The sequence below is a fragment of the Stutzerimonas stutzeri SDM-LAC genome, assembly GCF_000235745.1.
Classification (GTDB): Bacteria; Pseudomonadota; Gammaproteobacteria; order Pseudomonadales; family Pseudomonadaceae; genus Stutzerimonas; species Stutzerimonas stutzeri_H.
Genome location: NZ_AGSX01000078.1, coordinates 1 through 18,775, shown reverse-complemented (window position 1 = coordinate 18,775; position 18,775 = coordinate 1). Strand labels below are relative to the sequence as shown.

The following is an 18,775-nucleotide window of genomic DNA, read 5'->3' as shown; positions in this document are numbered from 1 at the left end:
CGAGCCCGCCCCCACGAAAGGAAAGCCCCGATCATATGGTCGGGGCATCGCTAGAACCGTAGGGCAATCGCAACCTGCCGACCCGAACCAGTCAGCAGTCGCAACGGCGAGTTACCGCCCTGCGTCTGCGGTTGTTCGGCAAGGCAGTGAAGTAAGGCCCGCCGGAGCCGATCAGGTATACACCGTGGGAGCGGTCTTGACCGCGAATGCTTCCGAGCGCCATCGCGGCCAAGATCGCTCCCACAAACGAAATTCCCCTGACCATTGGCTGGGGGCATCGCTAGAAAAAAGCAGAGCACAGCATGCGCACACTCAAGATCGAACCGTTGACCAAGGAAGCCTTCGCCCCCTTCGGTGATGTCATCGAAACCGAAGGCAGCGACTACTTCATGATCAACAACGGTTCCACTCGCCGCTACCACAAGCTGGCGGCAGTCGAGGCCGCGCAACCGGACGACCAAGCCATCATCAGCATTTTCGCCGCCGACGCACTGGAAATGCCCCTGGCTATTGGCATGCTCGAACGACACCCGCAGGGCAGTCAGGCATTCATTCCACTGCTCGGCAACCCCTTTCTGGTCGTGGTCGCGCCACTTGGCGATGCACCTGTACCGGGTCACGTCCGGGCCTTTCGCAGCAACGGCAGGCAGGGCGTCAATTACCACCGCGGCGTCTGGCACCACCCGGTGCTGACGATCGAAAAGCGGGATGAATTCCTGGTGGTCGATCGCAGCGGTTCTGGCAACAACTGCGACGAGCATTTTTTCAACGAGGACGAGCGGCTTCTCCTCGACCCCCACCGGGACTCCGACCAAGCGACCCGTTAATCAACGAGGGCACGGCCTGCCTGGCGGTGGCTAGCCAAAGCGGACGTGTGTGCTTCAAGACAAGCGGGACACTTGCGACGAGTCGAATAAGAAGAAACAACGGTTGGCATGCCAGCCGTGCAAGAGGTAATTATCGTGGAAGCACATTTGACCGAATGGCTGAACCTTACTGTTCGCTGGATTCACATGATCGTCGGCATCGCCTGGATCGGTGCGTCGTTCTACTTCGTCTGGCTGGAAAACAACCTTAACCGCGCCAACCCCCGCGATGGCCTATCGGGTGATCTCTGGGCGATTCATGGCGGCGGCATCTACCACCTGGAAAAGTACAAGCTGGCCCCGCCCCAGATGCCGGACAACCTGCACTGGTTCAAGTGGGAGGCCTATACCACCTGGCTGTCGGGCGTGACCCTGCTGATGGTGGTCTACTACCTCAACCCTTCGCTCTACCTGATCGCGCCGGGTAGCGACATGGCCCCAGCGATGGCCATTGCCATCGGTTTCGGCTCGCTGATCGTCGGCTGGTTCGTCTATGACCTGCTCTGTGACTCGCCGCTTGGCAAGAAGCCCGCACTGCTCGGCCTGATCCTGTTCGTCCTGGTGATCTTCGCTGCGTGGGCCTATTCGCAGGTCTTCAGCGGACGTGCGGCGTACATCCACACCGGTGCACTGATCGGAACCATCATGGTCGGCAACGTGTTTCGCATCATCATGCCGGCACAACGTGCGCTGGTCGCTGCCATCGAGCAGAACCGCACGCCGGACCCATTGCTGCCGGCCAAGGGCCTGCTGCGCTCGCGCCACAATAACTACTTCACCCTGCCGGTGCTGTTCATCATGATCAGCAACCACTTCCCGAGCACCTACGGCAGCCAGTACAACTGGGCGATCCTGGCTGGAATCTCAGTGCTGGCCGTGCTGGTGCGTCACTACTTCAACACCCGTCATGACAGCAATCGGTTCGCCTGGGCACTGCCCGCTGCCGCTGTCGGCATGATCTGCCTGGCTTTCGTCACTGCGCCGAACCGCCAGGGTGGCGTACCCAATGCGGTGCCAACCAGCCCTCGCGAGCAAAGCATCGAAGCCCAGCAGGCCGCGGCCGCGGCCGGAACGGCGACCAGCAGCGAGTTCGCCAAGGTGCATGCGGTGATCAACGAGCGCTGCACGGTATGTCATTCCGCCCAGCCAAGCAGCCCGGTGTTCAGCGCAGCGCCTGCAGGCGTGATGTTCGATACCCCTGAGCAGATCCGCCAGCAAGCCGCGAAGATCCATGCGCAGGCCGTGGCCAGCCAGATCATGCCGCTGGGCAACATGACCAACATGACTCAGGATGAGCGCGACCTGCTCGGTGCCTGGATCGACAAGGGCGCGCCGATCGACTGATCGCCGCTCATCAGCCGCGCCCTCGGGCGCGGCTTTTTTCACCTCTTCATGCTCCGGCCACGCTGCACCAGGCGAGGCCTCAGCTCAACCCGAGATCAAGCCCAGCGGGACGGCGGCAACCGAAACCCCGAGCACCCTATACCCGGCCCCGCACGTTCGGCGGGGCCACCGCGACCATCCAATAACAAAAGCGTCCGAGGTGTATTGCATGAACGATGTGACCGAGCGGGAAACCGCCCCAGCGCAGAAGCGACTGCCCTTGCTGCAGATGCTGCTGGTGAGTTTCCAGCACGTGCTGCTGATGTATGGCGGCGCAGTTGCCGTCCCGCTGATCGTAGGCCAGGCGGCAGGGCTTTCTCGTGAGGAGATCGCCTTCCTGATCAACGCCGATCTGCTGGTAGCCGGCATCGCCACGGTCGTGCAGTCGATGGGCATCGGGCCGGTGGGCATCCGCATGCCAGTGATGATGGGTGCCAGCTTCGCCGCGGTTAGCAGCATGGTAGTGATGGCCGGTATGCCCGGCGTGGGCATGACCGGCATTTTCGGCGCAACCATTGCCGCCGGCTTCTTCGGACTGTTGATTGCGCCGTTCGTGTGCAAGATCGTGCGTCTGTTTCCGCCGCTGGTGACTGGCACCGTGATCACTGCCATCGGCCTCTCGCTGTTCCCGGTCGCGGTGAACTGGGCGGGTGGCGGCAGCGGCACCGGTCAGTTTGGCGCCCTGCCCTACCTCGGCGTGGCCGCGGCCGTGCTGGCGGTGATCCTGCTGATCAATCAGTTCATGCGCGGCTTCTGGGTTAACGTCTCGGTGCTGATTGGCATGGCGCTTGGCTATGTGCTGGCCGGTAGCCTGGGCATGGTCGATCTGTCCGGCATCAGCGCCGCTCCGGCCTTCCAGGTGGTCACGCCGAATCACTTCGGTGCGCCGCAGTTCCTGCTCGCGCCGATCCTGTCGATGTGCCTGGTGGTGGTGATCATCTTTGTCGAGTCCGCCGGCATGTTCCTCGCGCTGGGCAAGATCACCGGTCAGGAAGTGGACCCGAAGCAACTGCGCCGCGGCCTGTTGTGCGATGCCGGGGCGACCTTTCTGGCCGGCTTCATGAACACATTCACCCACTCCTCCTTTGCCCAGAACATCGGTCTGGTGCAGATGACCGGCGTACGCAGCCGCTACGTCACCGCGATTGCCGGCCTGTTTCTGATCAGCCTGAGCCTGCTGCCCAAAGCCGCATTCATGGTGGCTTCAATTCCAGCGGCGGTGCTGGGTGGTGCCGGCATCGCCATGTTTGGCATGGTTGCGGCCACGGGTATCAAGATCCTTCAGGAAGCTGATATCGGTGACCGTCGCAACCAGCTGCTGGTGGCCGTGAGCATCGGGCTCGGGATGGTGCCGGTGGTTCGCCCTGAGTTCTTCGCGCACCTGCCGCACTGGATGGAGCCGATCACCCACAGCGGCATCGCGGTGGCGACGCTTAGCGCGGTGACGCTCAACCTGCTGTTCAACGTACTGGGTGGAGCCGAACGCCAGGCGCTCACAGGCGCCGCGCATCACTGACAAACCCGTTCCGTGTCTTGCTCTCAGGCCCGCCATGTGCGGGCCTGCTTCTTTCCGGCTTGCTTTTCCCCGCGACGATCGACACTCGACAAGCTCCCACGGGGCGGTATGGGCATAGCGACATACCGTCGTTAAAATGCCCCGCCCGTCAATGCTGCCCCGACCGAGATGAACTGAGCCATGATCGAAGCAACCTGGATCGCCTTCGCGTTCATCCTTGGCCTTGCAGCACGCGCGATAGGGCTACCGCCCCTGATCGGCTATTTGGGCGCCGGCTTTGCCCTCGCCGCTTTTGGTGAGCACGTCGGTGTCGGCCCGACCGACAGCGTGATCCTCGAGCACCTCGCGCACCTGGGCGTGCTGCTGCTGTTGTTCACGGTCGGGCTCAAGCTCAAGCTGAGCAACCTGGTGCGCCGCGAAGTCATCGGCGGCAGCCTGCTTCACTTCGGCATATCCAGCCTGGTGGTGCTGCCGGCGATTCTGCTGTTTCTCGACACCAGCTGGCGCGACAGCCTCCTGCTGGCGATCGCCCTGTCGTTCTCCAGTACTGTACTGGCGGCCAAGGTGCTGGAAGGCAAACGCGAGCTGCGCGCCTTTCATGGCCGGGTCGCCATCGGCGTGCTGATCATTCAGGACCTGATCGCCCTGGTGGTGATGAGCATCGCAAGCGGCAAGGTGCCGTCAGCGTGGGCGCTGCTGGTGTTCGGCCTTCCGCTGTTGCGCCCGCTGCTGTTCCGCCTGCTCGACCACAGCGGCCACGAGGAACTGATGGTATTGCTGGGGCTTATGCTGGCACTGGTCGCCGGCGGTCTCGGCTTCGAATATGTGGGTCTCAGCTCCGAGCTCGGTGCGCTGGCCTTCGGTGCGATGCTGGCCAAGCACAAGCGCGCCACCGAGCTATCCAATTCACTCTGGGCGATCAAGGAAGTCTTTCTGGTCGGCTTCTTTCTGCAGATCGGCATTGGCGGTCTGCCGGATATCAACGCCATGCTCTTTGCCGGCGCGGTGGCTTTGCTGCTGCCGCTCAAGGGCGCGCTGTTTTTCTTCTTGTTCCTGCTGTTCCGGCTGCGCGCACGCAGTGCCTTTCTCAGCGCTTCGAGCCTGACCAACTACAGTGAATTCGGCCTGATTGTCGCCAGCGTGGTACTGCCGCAATGGCTGACGCCCTTAGCGATCACGGTGGCTTTGTCATTTGTCATTTCCGCTCAGCTCAATCGAATTTCACACTCGCTCTACGACCGCTTTGCCAGGCGGCTGATCCCCCTGGAGCGCAACACACGCCATCCCGATGAGCAGCCGGTGTCGCTGGGCGACGCGCAGATCCTGATCATGGGAATGGGTCGCACCGGCCGCGCCGCCTACGATCACCTGCAGAACCGCGGCTGGCGATTGATCAGCCTCGATTCGGACCCGGTAACTGTCGAAAAAAGCAGTGAGAAAGGTCGCCACGTCCTGTTCGCCGACGCCGAAGACCAGATGTTCTGGGAGAGCCTGGAGATGAACAAGGTCGAGGCAGTGATCCTGGCGATGAACGATGCCGAAGCGAAGATCATCTCCACGCGCAAGCTGCGCGGCAAAGGCTTCGAGGGATTGATCGTCTCCCATGCGATGTACGAAGACATCGCCCAGCAGATCGAGGAAGCCGGCGCGAATCGCACCTACCTGACCATGAGCGAAGCCGGTGCTGGTCTGGCCGAGAACGTCGCGCGGGAACTGAAGCCCAATCGCTGACCGGCACTCTCCTCCACGGCACACCTTGTGGGCATTCGCTGCCGGCCATAAGAATTGTGCACAATCTGAAAATTAATTGTTTCAACAGCTGTTCACAGGTTGCTATAGTCGAGCCCAACCTGACCGAACGAACAACTTTTCGACGGTCAGGCTACGAGGTCCGTGAAGCCTCGGAAGCCCATGACCGAACAATAACGAATGGCAGGCTTGACTCATGACCGCAACCGAATCCAGGAGCGGTGACGCTCCCAACCAGGACCTGATCTATCAGCTCGAAGATCGCCCGGGTCCGATCCCCGCTACATTCGCCGCGGTACAGCACGTACTCGCGAGCTTCGTCGGTGTCATCACCCCCACCCTGATTATCGGCAGCGTGCTTGGCCTGGGCGACTATGTCCCATATCTCGTCAGCATGGCGCTGTTCGTTTCGGGCCTTGGCACCTTTATCCAGGCCAAACGCGTTGGGCCAATCGGCGCGGGAATGCTTTGCCTGCAGGGCACCAGCTTCGGCTTTCTCAGCGTGGTGCTGGCGGCCGGCTTTATCGTGAAGAATCGGGGCGGCAGCCCGGAAGACATCCTCGCCACGCTGTTCGGCGTCGGCTTCTGCGCCGCCTTCGTCGAGATCGCCGTCAGCCGCTATATCGACAAACTGCGCCGAGTCATCACGCCTGTGGTCACCGGCACCATCATCTGTCTGATGGGCCTGTCGCTGATCAAGGTTTCGATGACCGATATTGCCGGCGGCTACGGCGCCGAGAACCCCGGCGCACTGCCCAATCTGGCGCTTGCCGGGCTGGTGCTCGGCACCATCATCGTGCTCAACCGTTTTGGTATCCCATTGCTGCGGCTGTCGGCGGTGATCGTCGCACTGATGGTCGGCTACTTCGCCGCCTGGATGATGGGCATGGTGGATTTTTCCAGTCTCGCCGCACTTCCGGCGATCAGTGTGCCGCAGCCATTCAAGTTCGGCTTTGCTTTCGACTGGATGGCCTTCATTCCGATCGCAGTGATCTTCTTGATCACGCCGCTGGAAACCGCCGGTGATCTGACCGCCAACTCGATGATTTCACGCGAGCCGGTCAAGGGTCCGCTGTACATGAAGCGCATCAAGGGCGGCATCCTCGGTGATGGCTGCAGCTCCCTGCTGGCCGCGACCTTCAACAGCCTGCCGATGACCACCTTCAGCCAGAACAACGGTGTGATCCAGCTGACCGGCGTGGCCAGCCGACATGTCGGCCTGTATATCGCCGGCATTCTGGTTCTGCTGGCGCTGTTCCCCGTAGTGGGTGGCGTGCTGCAGCTGATGCCCAAGCCGGTGCTCGGCGGTGCCACGCTGATCATGTTCGGTACGGTCGCGATTGCCGGAATCAAGATCCTTGCCGAAGCAGGCCTGAATCGCCGCAACATGCTCATCGTCGCGATATCGCTGGGCCTTGGCCTGGGTGTGGCCGCCGTTCCGGATGTGCTGAATCATCTGCCCGAGGTGCTGAAGAACATCTTCGGCTCGCCAATCACCATCGGCGCGTTCAGCGCGATCCTGCTCAACTTCTTCCTGCCGCGTGAGGCCGAAGAACTGGACGAATACGATCCGGACAACCTGATCGAGGATGCGGTCGGCACCAACACGCTGGCTGTGAATATCCCCGACTACTCCAAGGTCCATCCGAAAGCCACCACCACCGACCCATCCGCCCAGCTGACGCCCACGGGCTGATAGCCCTGACGCCCGGCCATTCAGGGCCGGGCGCTGCGCCCGCATCCACTACAACAACAAAACCAAAGGGTATCTACATGACCTTCAAGCGCACTCATCTGTCGCTGGCGCTGGCCGGCTGCCTGCTCTCCGCCCCGGCTTTTGCCGATGGCATGCTGCACTGGCAGAACAACAGCCTCAGCTATCTCTATGGCAAGGATTTCAAGATAGATGCCGGCGAAATCCAGCAGACCGTAACCTTCGAGCATGCCAGTGGCTGGAGCTGGGGCGACATGTTCCTGTTCGTCGATAACAAGTGGTACAACGGCCTGTCCGGCAATGACGGTCACACCTATTACGGCGAGTTCAGCCCACGCCTGTCGCTGGGCAAACTGAGCGGACAAGACATGAGTTTCGGCCCGATCAAGGACGTGTTGCTCGCCGCCACCTACGAGCGCGGCGAAAGCCAGGCCGACGGCACGCCCAACCAGAACTACCTGCTCGGCCCCGCCGTAGATCTCGATGTGCCCGGCTTCGATCGCCTAGCGATCAACGTCTATTACCGCAAACCAGACGGCACCACCGGCAAACCCTCCGGCCAATGGCAGGTCACGCCGACCTGGGCCATGACCTTCCCGGTGGGCAAATCGGACATCCTGTTCGACGGTTTTATCGACTGGGTCGTTAATGACGCCGGCTCGGAACGACGCGGGGACTTTATCTCGAAGAACCTGCACATCAACCCACAGATCAAGTACGACCTGGGCAAGGCGCTGGATGGCGAGCCGGGCAAGCTCTACGTCGGCATCGAGTACGACTACTGGTCTGACAAGTACGGCATTGAAGACGGTGGGTTTGTCAGTCAGAACTTTGTTGGCCCGACCGACCAGAACACCGCCAGCTTCCTGGTCAAGGCGCACTTCTAACCCAACGGCCGCAGGGACGCGGAACCAAAAAAGCAGCCTGAAGGCTGCTTTTTTGTGGGTCTCGGTTTTGCAACCTGCGTGCTGTTGGCATGTTCCGCACCAAGCGCTTAACGGGCGCAGGCCGACAATGCGGTCACTGGACGACAGGCGACCAGATGGCTGACGGGCTCCCGCAACACCGCGCGCCACTGCAGCAAGCAAGGGCGCGCCGCTTAGGTCACAGTTTGAAACTACCCATCTGTCGGTTCAGATCATCTGCCAGGCGGCTCAACTGCTGACAATCTTCACGACAGGCCTGCACGTCTGTGGCCGTGGCCTGGGCCAGGTCAGCGATACCCTGCACGTTGCGGGTAATCTCTTCGGTCACGCTGCTCTGCTCCTCGGTCGCTGCCGCCACCTGGGTGTTCATGTCGCTGATCGCCTCGACCTGTTCGGTGATGGCACCGAGCGACTGCCCGGTGCGCTGGCTGGCCTGCACACCGGTGCCTGTCGCAGCCTGGCCGGCATGCATCGAATTGACTGCGTTTTCAGCGCCGCTCTTGAGGCCCTGAATCATGTTCTGGATTTCATCAGTGGATGCTTGCGTACGGCTGGCCAGCGTACGTACTTCATCGGCGACCACGGCAAAGCCTCGGCCCATTTCACCAGCGCGAGCAGCCTCGATGGCGGCGTTGAGCGCCAGCAGGTTGGTCTGCTCGGAGATGCTGCGGATCACGGCCAACACCTTGTCGATGGAGGCGACCTGATGCGCGAGATCGGTAACCGACTCGGCGGCGTGGCCGATTTCACCGGACATCTTTTCGATATGCGCAATCGAATCGCTGACCACCTTGAGCGCTTCCACCACCTCGCTGCGTGCACCTTGCGACGCCTGGGCAGCGCTGCTGGCATTCTGCGCGATCTCCTGCACGGTCAGACCCATCTCATGCACCGCAGTGGCAACCATGTCGGTCATTTCATGCTGGCGGCCCGCCCGCGTCGCGGTGTTGTCGACGACCTGAGCCACCTGCCCCACGGCGGTACGCAGTTGATGACTGGTGTTCAGCACATCGCCAATGAGTCCGCGGAGACTGCCGATGAATTGGTTGAAGCCTCGCGCGAGGTCTCCCAGTTCGTCCGCCCGGCTTTCGTCCAGACGACGGGTCAGATCACCGCCCCCGCCACCGATTTCAACGAGTGCGCCGGTCACCTGGCGGATCGGCTTCACCAACCCACGCGCCAGCAGCACCACCAGGCCGAGGAACAATAGTGCGATGCAGGCACCAATCAGGCTAATGGTCCACATCGTGCGACGCGCCTCGGCAAAAATCTCTGCTTCCGGCACTTCGCTGACCAGCACCCAACCCAGGCTTTCCAGAGGCTGAGCGATCGCCAGGAAGGCTTCGCCGTCACGCTCGAATCGCACCGCGTCGGGGGCGCCATTGCGGAGCTTCTGCGCGGCATCGCTGCCTGTCAGCGCGCTAAGCTCGACTTGGTCGTTGTTCTCGGTTTTGGGGTGAACCTTGACGCGGCCATCGGCAGCGATGAGGTACACCTCACCGCGCTCGCCGAAGCGGAAGTTGCTGATCAGCTCGGACATGCTTTTGAGGCTGAAGCCAAGACCAGCCACACCCACGGTCTTGCCATCTGCCTCGATGCGCTGGTTGATAAACAAGGTCGGCTGGCGAGAGGCTTTGTCGATGTCGATTTCGAAGCGCCGTTCGATGCCGCTGTCGACCAGGCCGTAGAACCAGCCATCACCCGCAGCACTGCGGCTGAGCGTTCGAGAGAGCCCTGCTTCGGAGTAATAGTTGCCACTGTCGAGCACGGCAATCGAGGTGGTCAACGCGTTCTGCTGAGCCTTGACACCCTCAAGGTAACGGACCATCGCGGCCGCCTGGTCAGCGCCCTCGCCGTCACGCAGCCAGTCCTGAACCAGCGTATTGCCGGCAATTCCAGCCGTCGCGGTAATCGGCGCCGCCAGTGTGCGCTCAATGTCGTTGCGGATTGCCGATATGTTGGCAGGCAGCGCTTGCCCCACCAGATAGCGCTCGGCCAGGCGGTTGACCGCTGAGGAATAAACCAGAATGACGATCAGGATGCTGGTGAGCAGGGCTGCCCCCATGCTGACAATCAGCTGCCACTGAATACTTCGTTGCATGAAAGGCATATGCGAGACCTCGGTTGTTTTTATTAACTGTACACAACCATTAACAACTTATGTATACATAAGTAATTTTTGACGCCAGTATCCTATCGGTCGAAATCAAGAAGGCTTGATGACCGTTTGGCGGACAGCGCTGAAGCGGCGTCGATACGGCGCTGTGACGGGCATTCTTGGCTCGCGATCTGGACGGGGTGTGAACGAGTGAACGGCTACCGAGGCTGTGATCCAGCTCCGTGATTCCCCCAAGGGTGCCGTTGCCTTGAGGCCGTTCGGAAGCCAGTGCTAGGATGCGGCGGCAGGCCACCAGGCTGGATGGTCATGAATTGAACAGGCCCTATGTCCAGTATCCGCGAACGCAATAAAGAACTGATCCTTCGTGCTGCCAGCGAAGAATTCGCCGAGAAGGGCTTCGCCGCCTGCAAAACCAGCGATATTGCCGACCGCGCCGGGTTGCCCAAGCCCAACGTCTATTACTATTTCAAAAGCAAGGAGAACCTCTATCGCGAGGTGCTAGACAGCATCGTCGAGCCCTTGCTGCAGGCGTCTGCTCCGTTCAATCAACCCGGCGAACCAGCAGACGTGTTACGCGCCTACATCCGCACCAAGATTCGCATTTCCAGGGAACACGCTTGCGCCTCCAAGGTATTTGCCAGCGAGATCATGCATGGCGCACCCCATCTGCCCGCCGAGCGTGCCGCGCAGCTCAATGCTCAGGCCAGCCATAATGTGGCCTGCATTCAGGGCTGGATTGAAAAGGGACTGATGGCGACCGTCGACCCTCATCACCTGATGTTCAGCATCTGGGCGGCGACCCAGACCTATGCCGATTTCGACTGGCAAATTTCTACCGTCACCGGCAAGCCCGAACTCGATGATGCTGACTATGAAGCCGCCGCTGAAACGATCACCAGGATGGTCATCAAAGGCTGTGAGGTAAAGGAAGCGAATCCAGTTGACTAACCCTGCAATCAAATCGCAATGATGTCTGTGGTATCGCCCTGTCGCGCCGCATTCCGGTTCAATCGGAATCCGATCGCAGACCCGGCAGAACACCGGGCGATCTGCTACGTTTTGCCTTGCGCGCCTACCCGCCGTCTTTGACGCATCACCCACGGCAACCAATAGTTGCGTTGGCACCGGCTCGGAAAAAGGAAATCCTATTGACCGCATTGCGTAACAGTCTGTCCCGGAAACTGCTCCGCATCGTTCTGCTGTCTGCGCTTGCCGTTGGTCTGGTACTGAGCTGCGCGCAGATCGTCTTCGATGCCTACAAGACCCGCCAGCTGATTGATGCCGAAGCGCAGCGAATCCTGCGTATGACCCGTGATCCATCCACACAGGCTATCTACAGCCTGGACCGGGAAATGGGCGCGCAGGTCATGGAAGGCCTGTTCCAGCATGAGTCGATTCGCAAGGCGTCGATCGGACTGTCCGGCGAGCCACCACTGGCGGAAAAGTCCCGCCCGCTCATGCCACGCTCCTCGCGTTGGTTGACGGACCCGATACTGGGACGCGATCAGGATTTTTCAATTCCGCTGATCGGTCGCCCGCCTTACAACGAATACTACGGCGACCTGCGCATCACACTCGATACCGCGCCCTATGGAGAGGCGTTCCTCAGCAGCTCGGTGGTGCTCTTCGTGGTCGGCATCCTGCGTGCGCTGGTGCTGGGTTTTCTGCTGTACCTGATCTATGAGTGGCTGCTGACGCGACCGCTGACCAAGCTCATCGAGCACATGTCGCGCATCAACCCGGGGCGCCCCGGCGAGCACTCGCTGCCGATGCCAAAGGGGCACGAGCGCAATGAACTGGGACTTTGGGTCGAAACGGCCAATGGCCTGCTCGCCTCGATTCAACACAACATGCAGTTGCGCCATACGGCCGAAAGCAACCTGCAACGCATGACGCAATACGACTCGCTCACCAACCTGCCCAACCGCCAGCAGTTGCAACAGCAACTGGACAACATCCTGAGCGAGGCCGCCCGACTGCAACGTCGCGTGGCCGTACTCTGCCTCGGGCTGGATGATTTCAAAGGTTTGAACGAACAGTTCAGCTACCAGAATGGCGACCGCCTGCTGGTGGCTCTGGCCGATCGTCTACGCAGTCTGAGCGGGCGTGTAGGGGCAATTGCCCGGCTGGGAGGCGACCAGTTCGTGCTGGTGCTGGTCGGCTTCGAACAACCCTACGAAGCGGCCGAATTGGCACAGAAAGTCCTCGATGATCTGGAGCGGCCCGTCAGCCTCGATGAGCAACCTATCCGATTGCGCGCCACCATCGGTATCACCCTATACCCCGAAGACGGTGGCAACACTGAAAAGCTGCTGCAAAAAGCAGAACAGACCATGACATTGGCCAAGAACCGGTCACGCAACCGCTACCAGTTCTATGTCGCCAGCATCGACAGCGAAATGAGAACGCGGCGGGAGTTGCAGAATGACCTGGCCGAAGCCCTTACGCGCGGCGAGTTCCATCTTGTCTACCAACCGCAGATCGACTACCAGCTCAAACGCATCACCGGCGTCGAAGCCTTACTGCGCTGGGCTCACCCGAGCGGCAAGATAGTTCCGCCCGACATCTTCATTCCCATCGCAGAACAGAACGGCAGCATCATTGCCATCGGCGAGTGGGTGCTCGACCAGGCCTGCCGCCAGCTGAGCGAATGGCATCAACAGGGATTCAGCGACCTGCGCATGGCAGTCAACCTGTCCACGGTGCAGCTGCACCACGCCGGGCTTCCAGGCGTGATCAGCAATCTGCTCAGCAGCCACAAGCTGCCACCCGAGACGCTGGAGCTCGAGGTGACCGAAACGGGCTTGATGGAAGATATAGCCGCCGCCACCGATAATCTGCACAGCCTGCGTCGCTCCGGCGCATTGATCGCCATCGACGATTTCGGAACCGGCTATTCATCGCTGAGCTATCTGAAAAGCCTGCCGCTGGACAAGATCAAGATCGACAAGAGCTTCGTGCGGGACATGGCGGCGGTCGAAGGCGATACCACCATCGTTCGCGCCATCATCCAGCTGGGCAAGAGTCTGGGTATGCTGGTGATCGCCGAAGGCGTGGAGACCGCCGAGCAGGAACGCTACCTGATCGACGAGGGTTGCAACGAAGGCCAGGGCTACTACTACAGCAAACCCGTGGCCGCTCCTGAACTGACCGCACTGCTCAAGCAATCGCTGCGCTCCGAGCGCCGGCTCAACTCCGAACACCTATAAGCGTGGCTTGCCCCGCCGCGCATCAAATGCGCACCTCCCTTCAACTTAAGAGCGTCACCGATGAAGCGTTTTGTACTGATCGACACCGCCGAGATTCCGGATGGCGGCGGTGCCCTGTGCCTGTTCGAGTACGGTGACGATTTCGTCATCAAGATCCAGGGCGGCAACGGCAACCAGTTGATGAACACCCGGACACATGGGTCCGAAGATGCGCTGGCGGAGATACCCTGCCGAAAGATCGCGCAGCGGCCGCAACCACGGGTGCTGATTGGCGGTCTGGGTATGGGCTTCACGCTCGCTTCGGCGCTCAGGCATCTGGGCGACAATGCCGAAGTTCAGGTCGCCGAACTGGTCCCCGGCGTGATCGACTGGAATCGTGGTCCGCTGGGCGAGAAATCCGGCATGCCGATCAACGATCCACGAACCCGCGTGCTGCGCAGCGATGTCGCCGAGGTGCTGAAGAACGAGCCGCAGGGCTATGACGCCATCATGCTCGATGTCGACAATGGCCCCGAGGGACTGACCCGCAAAGGCAACAGCTGGCTGTACTCTTCCACCGGGCTTGACGCCTGCGCCAAGGCGCTGCGCCCCAAAGGTTTGCTTGCCGTTTGGTCAGCCAGTGCCGATCAGGCATTCTCCCAGCGTCTCGCCAGGTCAGGGTTTACCGCCGAAGAAGTCCAGGTGTTCGCGCACGGTAATCGCGGCACCCGACACACCATCTGGATTGCGGAAAAGCGTGGATAGAAACTTGGAGCAACAGCTGATGGCACTTTGATACCAAAGTAGCTATCGGCGGCCGAAACGCTCCACTACACTCAAGGCTGTCCACGCCGATCCGTCCCGATACCGCGCAGTACTGAAGTGGTACGTACGATGAAAACCGAGCCTCGCCCCGCGCTGGAAACTGTTCTGGATCTGATGCTCGATGCGGTCTGCGTCGTCGATGCCAACGGCCGCTTCGTCTATGTCAGCGCTGCATGCGAAAGCATATTTGGCTATACACAAGAGGAGATGATTGGTCGCCAGATGATGGATCTGGTAGCGCCCGAAGATCGCGAGCGCACCCTGCTGGCGGCGCAGCAGGTGATGTCCGGCCAGCCCAGCCTGCATTTCGAGAACCGCTATATCCGCAGCGACGGAAGACGGGTAGATATCATGTGGTCGGCCCGCTGGTCGGAAGCCGATCAGTTGCGAGTCGGGGTGGCGCGCGATATTACCAGGCGCAAGCGTTCCGAATCGCTGCAGGAAGCGGTCTATGCAATATCCGAGGCGGCTCACAACGCAGCCAATCTGACTTCGCTGTTCGAGCAGGTCCACCAGATCACCGGCCGGCTTATCCCGGCACCGAGTTTCTTCGTCGCCTTGAACGAGGCTGATCAGGGCAACACGACATTTCCTTACTGCAAGACCGTTGGCGATCCGGCCCAGCTTCCCCTCGACCCAGCCGCGGCGCTGTGTACAGAGGTCGCTCGGACCGGACAGGCATTGCTACTGACCGCGCATAGCAAGGGCGTTTGCGACAACCTCAAACTATTGGCCGCCGCGGACAACTTCTGCTGGTTGGCAGCGCCACTCTCCACCCGTCAGGGTTGCATCGGCGCGCTGCTGCTCAACGATACGGCAGAAAATGCGACCTACTGCGAGCAGGACATAGACCTGTTGCAGTTCGTCGCCAACCAGGTCGCCACCGCCATTGAACGCAAACAGCTGCAAGCACGTCTCGAGCGGATGGCGCAGTACGATGAGTTAACCGGCCTGCCCAATCGAGCCTTCCTCTTCGATCGGCTGAAGACGGCGCTGGCGCGGGCACGGCGCAACAGCGAGCGGTTGTCACTGCTGTATCTGGATCTCAATGGTTTCAAGCAGGTCAACGACAGCTATGGGCATAGCGTGGGTGACCTGCTGCTGCAAGCCTTCGCCCGCAGGCTTACGCAACACACTCGTGAAACCGACACGGTTGCGCGAATGGGCGGCGACGAGTTCGTCGTGTTGTTGGAAAGTAGCCCGACCGCAGCCGATACGGAGGTTGTGGTCACGCACATTCTCACCGCGATGCAAGCGCCGATAGAACTTGCCGGCTTGGCCCTGGCGATCCAACCAAGCATTGGTGTGGCCTACTTCCCAGAGCACGGTACAGACGAAGCATCGTTGCTCAGGCGAGCCGATGAAGCGATGTACCAGGCCAAATCAGCAAGCGTGCAGCAGCGCCCAAACCTTCAAAAGCCCGTCTTTGCCAAGTTCGACATAACTCCGCCATAAGCGACGCGCGCGTGGTTCTGGGTGCCCGCTGTGGCTCAACCAACCATCCGCGCAGCCAGCAGCACCGCACCAAGCAGACAAAGTGCCGCCCCACCAGCGGCCTGCCAGCGAAAGCGTCGCGCGAGCACTTCCTCGCCATGACTGGACAGCACGAAGGGCAAGCCCTCTTCTGGGCGTACCAGCTGATGCAGCGCGTGCCGGCCACTGGCCAGACGATGACGCTGTTGCGCTTCAAGGCCGGCGGCGAGGCGTACGCGGCTCCATTCCGCCTGGTCGAGTTGACCATCTCGATTGTTGTCGAATCGCTGCAGGAGCCCTGCGTAGTCTTCTTTCCACTCCCGCACAACCTGGCCCTGGGCGTCCAACAGGTCGAGGCCCTGCCGGCCACCGCCGGTTGTACGAAAATCGCCAATTGCATAAAGGGGCTCGTCGGCATGCAACCGCTCCTCGGTGTAGCGGTACTGCCGGTGCCCAGTCAGCCAGGCCAGCACGCCAGCGGGCGGTGCGCTACAGGGGTGGCGCTGGTTACCGGTCCAACGATCGCACCGCGCGGGTAGCACTTCCGCGCCACGAGGATCGACCAGGCAGCATCCGGTCGCATCGAACAGCCGCAACAGCCCTTCGCTGCTGCCCTGCTCGATCACCCGCCAGTTGCCGCGCTTGCCGCCGGAGCAATACTCCTCGATACGGTAGCGCCACCAGAGGCAGGGCGTGGCCGTCAGCGGCGCGAGCAATGGCGGCATCTCGGGAGGGCTTCGCAACACCCCGGCCAGTTCGACATAACCTTGCGCCGCCGAGCGAATCCGCGAGGTTGGTGTGTCCAGCAAGTGGCGCAGTTTCGACCAGCGACTGCTCCACAGCCAGCCGCCAATCAGACACATCGCCACCCCTGCAACGCTCAGCAGCACCTTGGCCCCCGCTCAACCGAACAGCGGTTTGAGGTCGAGATCGGCCTTGTCCGCTTCGCTGAACTGCAGCAAAGCGGCCTCGCGAAACCCGAACGCGCGAGCCAGCAACACATCGGGAAACTGCTCGACGCGCACGTTATTCAGATTGACCGACTCGTTGTACAGCTCGCGGCGATCGGCGATGCCGCCTTCCAATCCGCTGATGCGTTGCTGCAGATGACGAAAGCTCTCGTTCGCCCGCAGCTCCGGATAATTCTCAGCCAAGGCGAACAGACGCCCCAGCCCCGCACGCAAGCCGGTCTCCGCCTGACCAAGCGCGCTGACATCGCCCAGTTCGCGTGCATCGGACACCGCAGTGCGCGCCTTGATCACCTGCTCCAGCGTGCTGCGTTCGTACTGCATGTACTGCTTGCAGGTTTCCACCAGCTTGGGCAATTCATCATGACGCTGGCGCAACAACACATCGATATTCGACCAGGCCTTGCTTACGCCGTGCTTGAGTCGCACCAGGCCGTTATAGAGGACCACGGCGTAAGCCGCAGCGAGAAACAACAGGACGCACGCAACGGCGACACTCAGGCTCATCAGGGCGACTCCAGTAAGGTAACCAGCTTTTTAGAGATGGCATTCTAGCGGCACCCGCAGACGCGATACGCGACCTGTTCCACGCAATTTCTTTGCACAAAATGCAAATCTTTCGCATTATGCTCTGCATCCATTTGTCGCAGCCCCTGCTGTCGACCAACTCCTACCACCCTGCAAGCAAAGGAACCCGCCATGCTACGCACTCCCGTCTGGGCTACCGCCAGCCTTCTGGCTGTCGCCATTTCACTCGCTGGTTGCGGCGAAGACAAAGCACCGGCCGAGCAGGCCGCTGCCCCGCAAGCGGCCACAACCCAGAGCGAACCGGCACCGGCTGCCCAAGAGACCGTGAACAGCGAAGCCGCGCAGGCGGTGGTCAAGCACTACGCCGATATTGCGCATGCGGTCTTCAGCGATGCACACAGCGCCGCTCTGAAACTGCAGGATGCCGTTGACGCGCTCCTTGCCAATCCGACCGAAGAAACCCTGCAAGCGGCCAAAGCAGCCTGGATCGCCGCCCGTGTTCCGTATATGCAGAGCGAAGTGTTCCGCTTCGGCAACCCGGTCGTCGACGAGTGGGAGGGCCAGCTCAACGCCTGGCCGTTGGACGAAGGCATGATCGACTATGTCAAAGGTGACTATCAGCACGCCCTCGGCAACCCTGGCGCCACGGCCAACATCATTGCCAACAAAGAGCTGCAGATCGGCGAAGACAAGATCGACGTCAGTGAAATCACCGGCGATAAGCTGGCCAGCCTGAACGAACTGGCCGGCTCCGAAGCCAACGTTGCCACCGGTTACCATGCCATCGAGTTCCTGCTCTGGGGCCAGGACCTGAACGGCACCAATGCGGGTGCCGGTGAACGCCCGGTGAGCGACTTCATCGAAGGTGAAGGCTGCACCGGCGACAATTGCGACCGCCGTCGCGCCTTCCTCAAGGCCGCTACCGAGTTGCTGGTCAGAGACCTCGAAGAAATGGTCGGCGAGTGGAAAGCCGGCGTCGCCGACAACTACCGCGCCAGCCTGGAAAAAGAGCCGGCTGAAAATGGCCTGCGCAAGATGTTCTTCGGCATGGGTAGCCTGTCGTTGGGCGAACTGGCCGGTGAGCGCATGAAGGTCGCACTGGAAGCCAACTCGCCTGAAGACGAGCACGACTGCTTCAGCGACAACACGCACAATTCGCATTACTACAACGCCAAGGGCATCCGTAACGTCTATCTGGGCGAGTACGAACGCATCGACGGCACCACGATGACCGGCCCAAGCCTGGCATCGCTGGTGGAAGGCACCGCACCGGAGGTCAACAGCACGCTGAAGACGGATCTGGAAACCACCGAAGCCAAACTGCGGGTGCTGGTCGACAGTGCTGAGAATGGCGAGGCCTTTGACCAGTTGATCGGTCCGGACAACAGCGAAGGCCAGGAAAAGGTCCGCGCTGCGATCGCCGCGTTGGTCCAGCAGACCGGCTCGATTGAGAAGGCAGCTGGCGCACTGGGTATCAGCGACCTGAACCCGGACACCGCTGATCACGAGTTCTGATACAC

General features: G+C 61.0%; 14 protein-coding genes. 11 read left to right on the top strand and 3 right to left on the bottom strand.

The features are described 5' to 3' along the window. Positions 1–302: 302 nt before the first annotated feature. From PSTU_RS0109315 to PSTU_RS0109290, 6 genes are all read left to right on the top strand, one after another. Positions 303–827, top strand: coding sequence for an ureidoglycolate lyase (locus PSTU_RS0109315; protein ID WP_019340767.1), 525 nt, complete (start codon positions 303–305; stop codon positions 825–827). Between the two features lie 135 nt (positions 828–962). Further along, positions 963–2,210 carry a urate hydroxylase PuuD gene (locus tag PSTU_RS0109310; protein WP_029404694.1) on the top strand — a complete coding sequence of 416 codons (1,248 nt, stop codon included), beginning with the start codon at positions 963–965 and terminating at the stop codon, positions 2,208–2,210. Between the two features lie 208 nt (positions 2,211–2,418). Continuing rightward, the gene (locus tag PSTU_RS0109305; protein ID WP_019340765.1) at positions 2,419–3,765 is read left to right on the top strand and encodes a nucleobase:cation symporter-2 family protein; all 1,347 of its coding nucleotides are present in this window, start codon (positions 2,419–2,421) and stop codon (positions 3,763–3,765) included. Positions 3,766–3,945: 180 nt separating this feature from the next. Beyond that, complete coding sequence (locus tag PSTU_RS0109300) at positions 3,946–5,496, top strand: cation:proton antiporter family protein (protein ID WP_019340764.1); 1,551 nt, start codon at positions 3,946–3,948, stop codon at positions 5,494–5,496. Positions 5,497–5,710: 214 nt separating this feature from the next. After that, positions 5,711–7,210 (top strand): nucleobase:cation symporter-2 family protein, encoded by a 1,500-nt coding sequence (locus PSTU_RS0109295; RefSeq protein WP_019340763.1) that lies wholly within the window; start codon positions 5,711–5,713, stop codon positions 7,208–7,210. A gap of 77 nt (positions 7,211–7,287) precedes the next feature. Beyond that, the gene (locus PSTU_RS0109290) at positions 7,288–8,115 is read left to right on the top strand and encodes an outer membrane protein OmpK (protein WP_019340762.1); all 828 of its coding nucleotides are present in this window, start codon (positions 7,288–7,290) and stop codon (positions 8,113–8,115) included. Positions 8,116–8,332: 217 nt separating this feature from the next. On the opposite strand, the gene PSTU_RS0109285 is transcribed toward PSTU_RS0109290, so the two are convergent. Continuing rightward, positions 8,333–10,264: a methyl-accepting chemotaxis protein gene (locus tag PSTU_RS0109285; RefSeq protein WP_019340761.1), complete on the bottom strand. Its 1,932-nt coding sequence runs from the start codon at positions 10,262–10,264 to the stop codon at positions 8,333–8,335. Between the two features lie 333 nt (positions 10,265–10,597). Here PSTU_RS0109285 and PSTU_RS0109280 point away from each other — a divergent pair, with 333 nt between their 5' ends. The 4 genes from PSTU_RS0109280 (at position 10,598) to PSTU_RS0109265 (ending at position 15,741) form a co-directional block, all read left to right on the top strand. Continuing rightward, entirely contained in the window at positions 10,598–11,221 is a 624-nt protein-coding gene (locus PSTU_RS0109280; protein WP_019340760.1) for a TetR/AcrR family transcriptional regulator, read from the top strand. Positions 11,222–11,421: 200 nt separating this feature from the next. Next, entirely contained in the window at positions 11,422–13,482 is a 2,061-nt protein-coding gene (locus PSTU_RS0109275; protein ID WP_019340759.1) for a bifunctional diguanylate cyclase/phosphodiesterase, read from the top strand. 60 nt (positions 13,483–13,542) lie between these two features. Beyond that, entirely contained in the window at positions 13,543–14,226 is a 684-nt protein-coding gene (locus tag PSTU_RS0109270) for a spermidine synthase (RefSeq protein ID WP_019340758.1), read from the top strand. Between the two features lie 129 nt (positions 14,227–14,355). After that, the gene (locus tag PSTU_RS0109265; RefSeq protein ID WP_019340757.1) at positions 14,356–15,741 is read left to right on the top strand and encodes a diguanylate cyclase domain-containing protein; all 1,386 of its coding nucleotides are present in this window, start codon (positions 14,356–14,358) and stop codon (positions 15,739–15,741) included. Positions 15,742–15,776: 35 nt separating this feature from the next. Here the strand turns inward: PSTU_RS0109265 and PSTU_RS0109260 are convergent, their stop codons facing one another. Together PSTU_RS0109260 and PSTU_RS0109255 are read right to left on the bottom strand one after the other, a co-directional pair. Continuing rightward, a complete protein-coding gene (locus tag PSTU_RS0109260) occupies positions 15,777–16,622 on the bottom strand; it encodes a hypothetical protein (RefSeq protein ID WP_051127882.1) in 846 nt (281 codons plus the stop codon). 39 nt (positions 16,623–16,661) lie between these two features. After that, positions 16,662–17,234, bottom strand: coding sequence for a LemA family protein (locus tag PSTU_RS0109255; RefSeq protein WP_019340755.1), 573 nt, complete (start codon positions 17,232–17,234; stop codon positions 16,662–16,664). Positions 17,235–17,426: 192 nt separating this feature from the next. On the opposite strand from PSTU_RS0109255, the gene PSTU_RS0109250 reads away from it, so the two are divergent. Next, on the top strand, positions 17,427–18,770 hold the full coding sequence (locus PSTU_RS0109250; protein WP_019340754.1) for an imelysin family protein: 1,344 nt from the start codon (positions 17,427–17,429) through the stop codon (positions 18,768–18,770). The last annotated feature ends 5 nt before the right edge of the window (positions 18,771–18,775 follow it).

Excerpts from the sequence above, each read along its gene's own strand:
- PSTU_RS0109315 (WP_019340767.1), top strand. The coding sequence starts at position 303 with ATGCGCACACTCAAGATCGAACCGTTGACCAAGGAAGCCTTCGCCCCC.
- PSTU_RS0109305 (WP_019340765.1), top strand. The coding sequence starts at position 2,419 with ATGAACGATGTGACCGAGCGGGAAACCGCCCCAGCGCAGAAGCGACTG.
- PSTU_RS0109300 (WP_019340764.1), top strand. The coding sequence starts at position 3,946 with ATGATCGAAGCAACCTGGATCGCCTTCGCGTTCATCCTTGGCCTTGCA.
- PSTU_RS0109295 (WP_019340763.1), top strand. The coding sequence starts at position 5,711 with ATGACCGCAACCGAATCCAGGAGCGGTGACGCTCCCAACCAGGACCTG.
- PSTU_RS0109290 (WP_019340762.1), top strand. The coding sequence starts at position 7,288 with ATGACCTTCAAGCGCACTCATCTGTCGCTGGCGCTGGCCGGCTGCCTG.
- PSTU_RS0109285 (WP_019340761.1), bottom strand. The coding sequence starts at position 10,264 with ATGCCTTTCATGCAACGAAGTATTCAGTGGCAGCTGATTGTCAGCATG.
- PSTU_RS0109280 (WP_019340760.1), top strand. The coding sequence starts at position 10,598 with ATGTCCAGTATCCGCGAACGCAATAAAGAACTGATCCTTCGTGCTGCC.
- PSTU_RS0109270 (WP_019340758.1), top strand. The coding sequence starts at position 13,543 with ATGAAGCGTTTTGTACTGATCGACACCGCCGAGATTCCGGATGGCGGC.
- PSTU_RS0109265 (WP_019340757.1), top strand. The coding sequence starts at position 14,356 with ATGAAAACCGAGCCTCGCCCCGCGCTGGAAACTGTTCTGGATCTGATG.
- PSTU_RS0109260 (WP_051127882.1), bottom strand. The coding sequence starts at position 16,622 with ATGTGTCTGATTGGCGGCTGGCTGTGGAGCAGTCGCTGGTCGAAACTG.
- PSTU_RS0109255 (WP_019340755.1), bottom strand. The coding sequence starts at position 17,234 with ATGAGCCTGAGTGTCGCCGTTGCGTGCGTCCTGTTGTTTCTCGCTGCG.
- PSTU_RS0109250 (WP_019340754.1), top strand. The coding sequence starts at position 17,427 with ATGCTACGCACTCCCGTCTGGGCTACCGCCAGCCTTCTGGCTGTCGCC.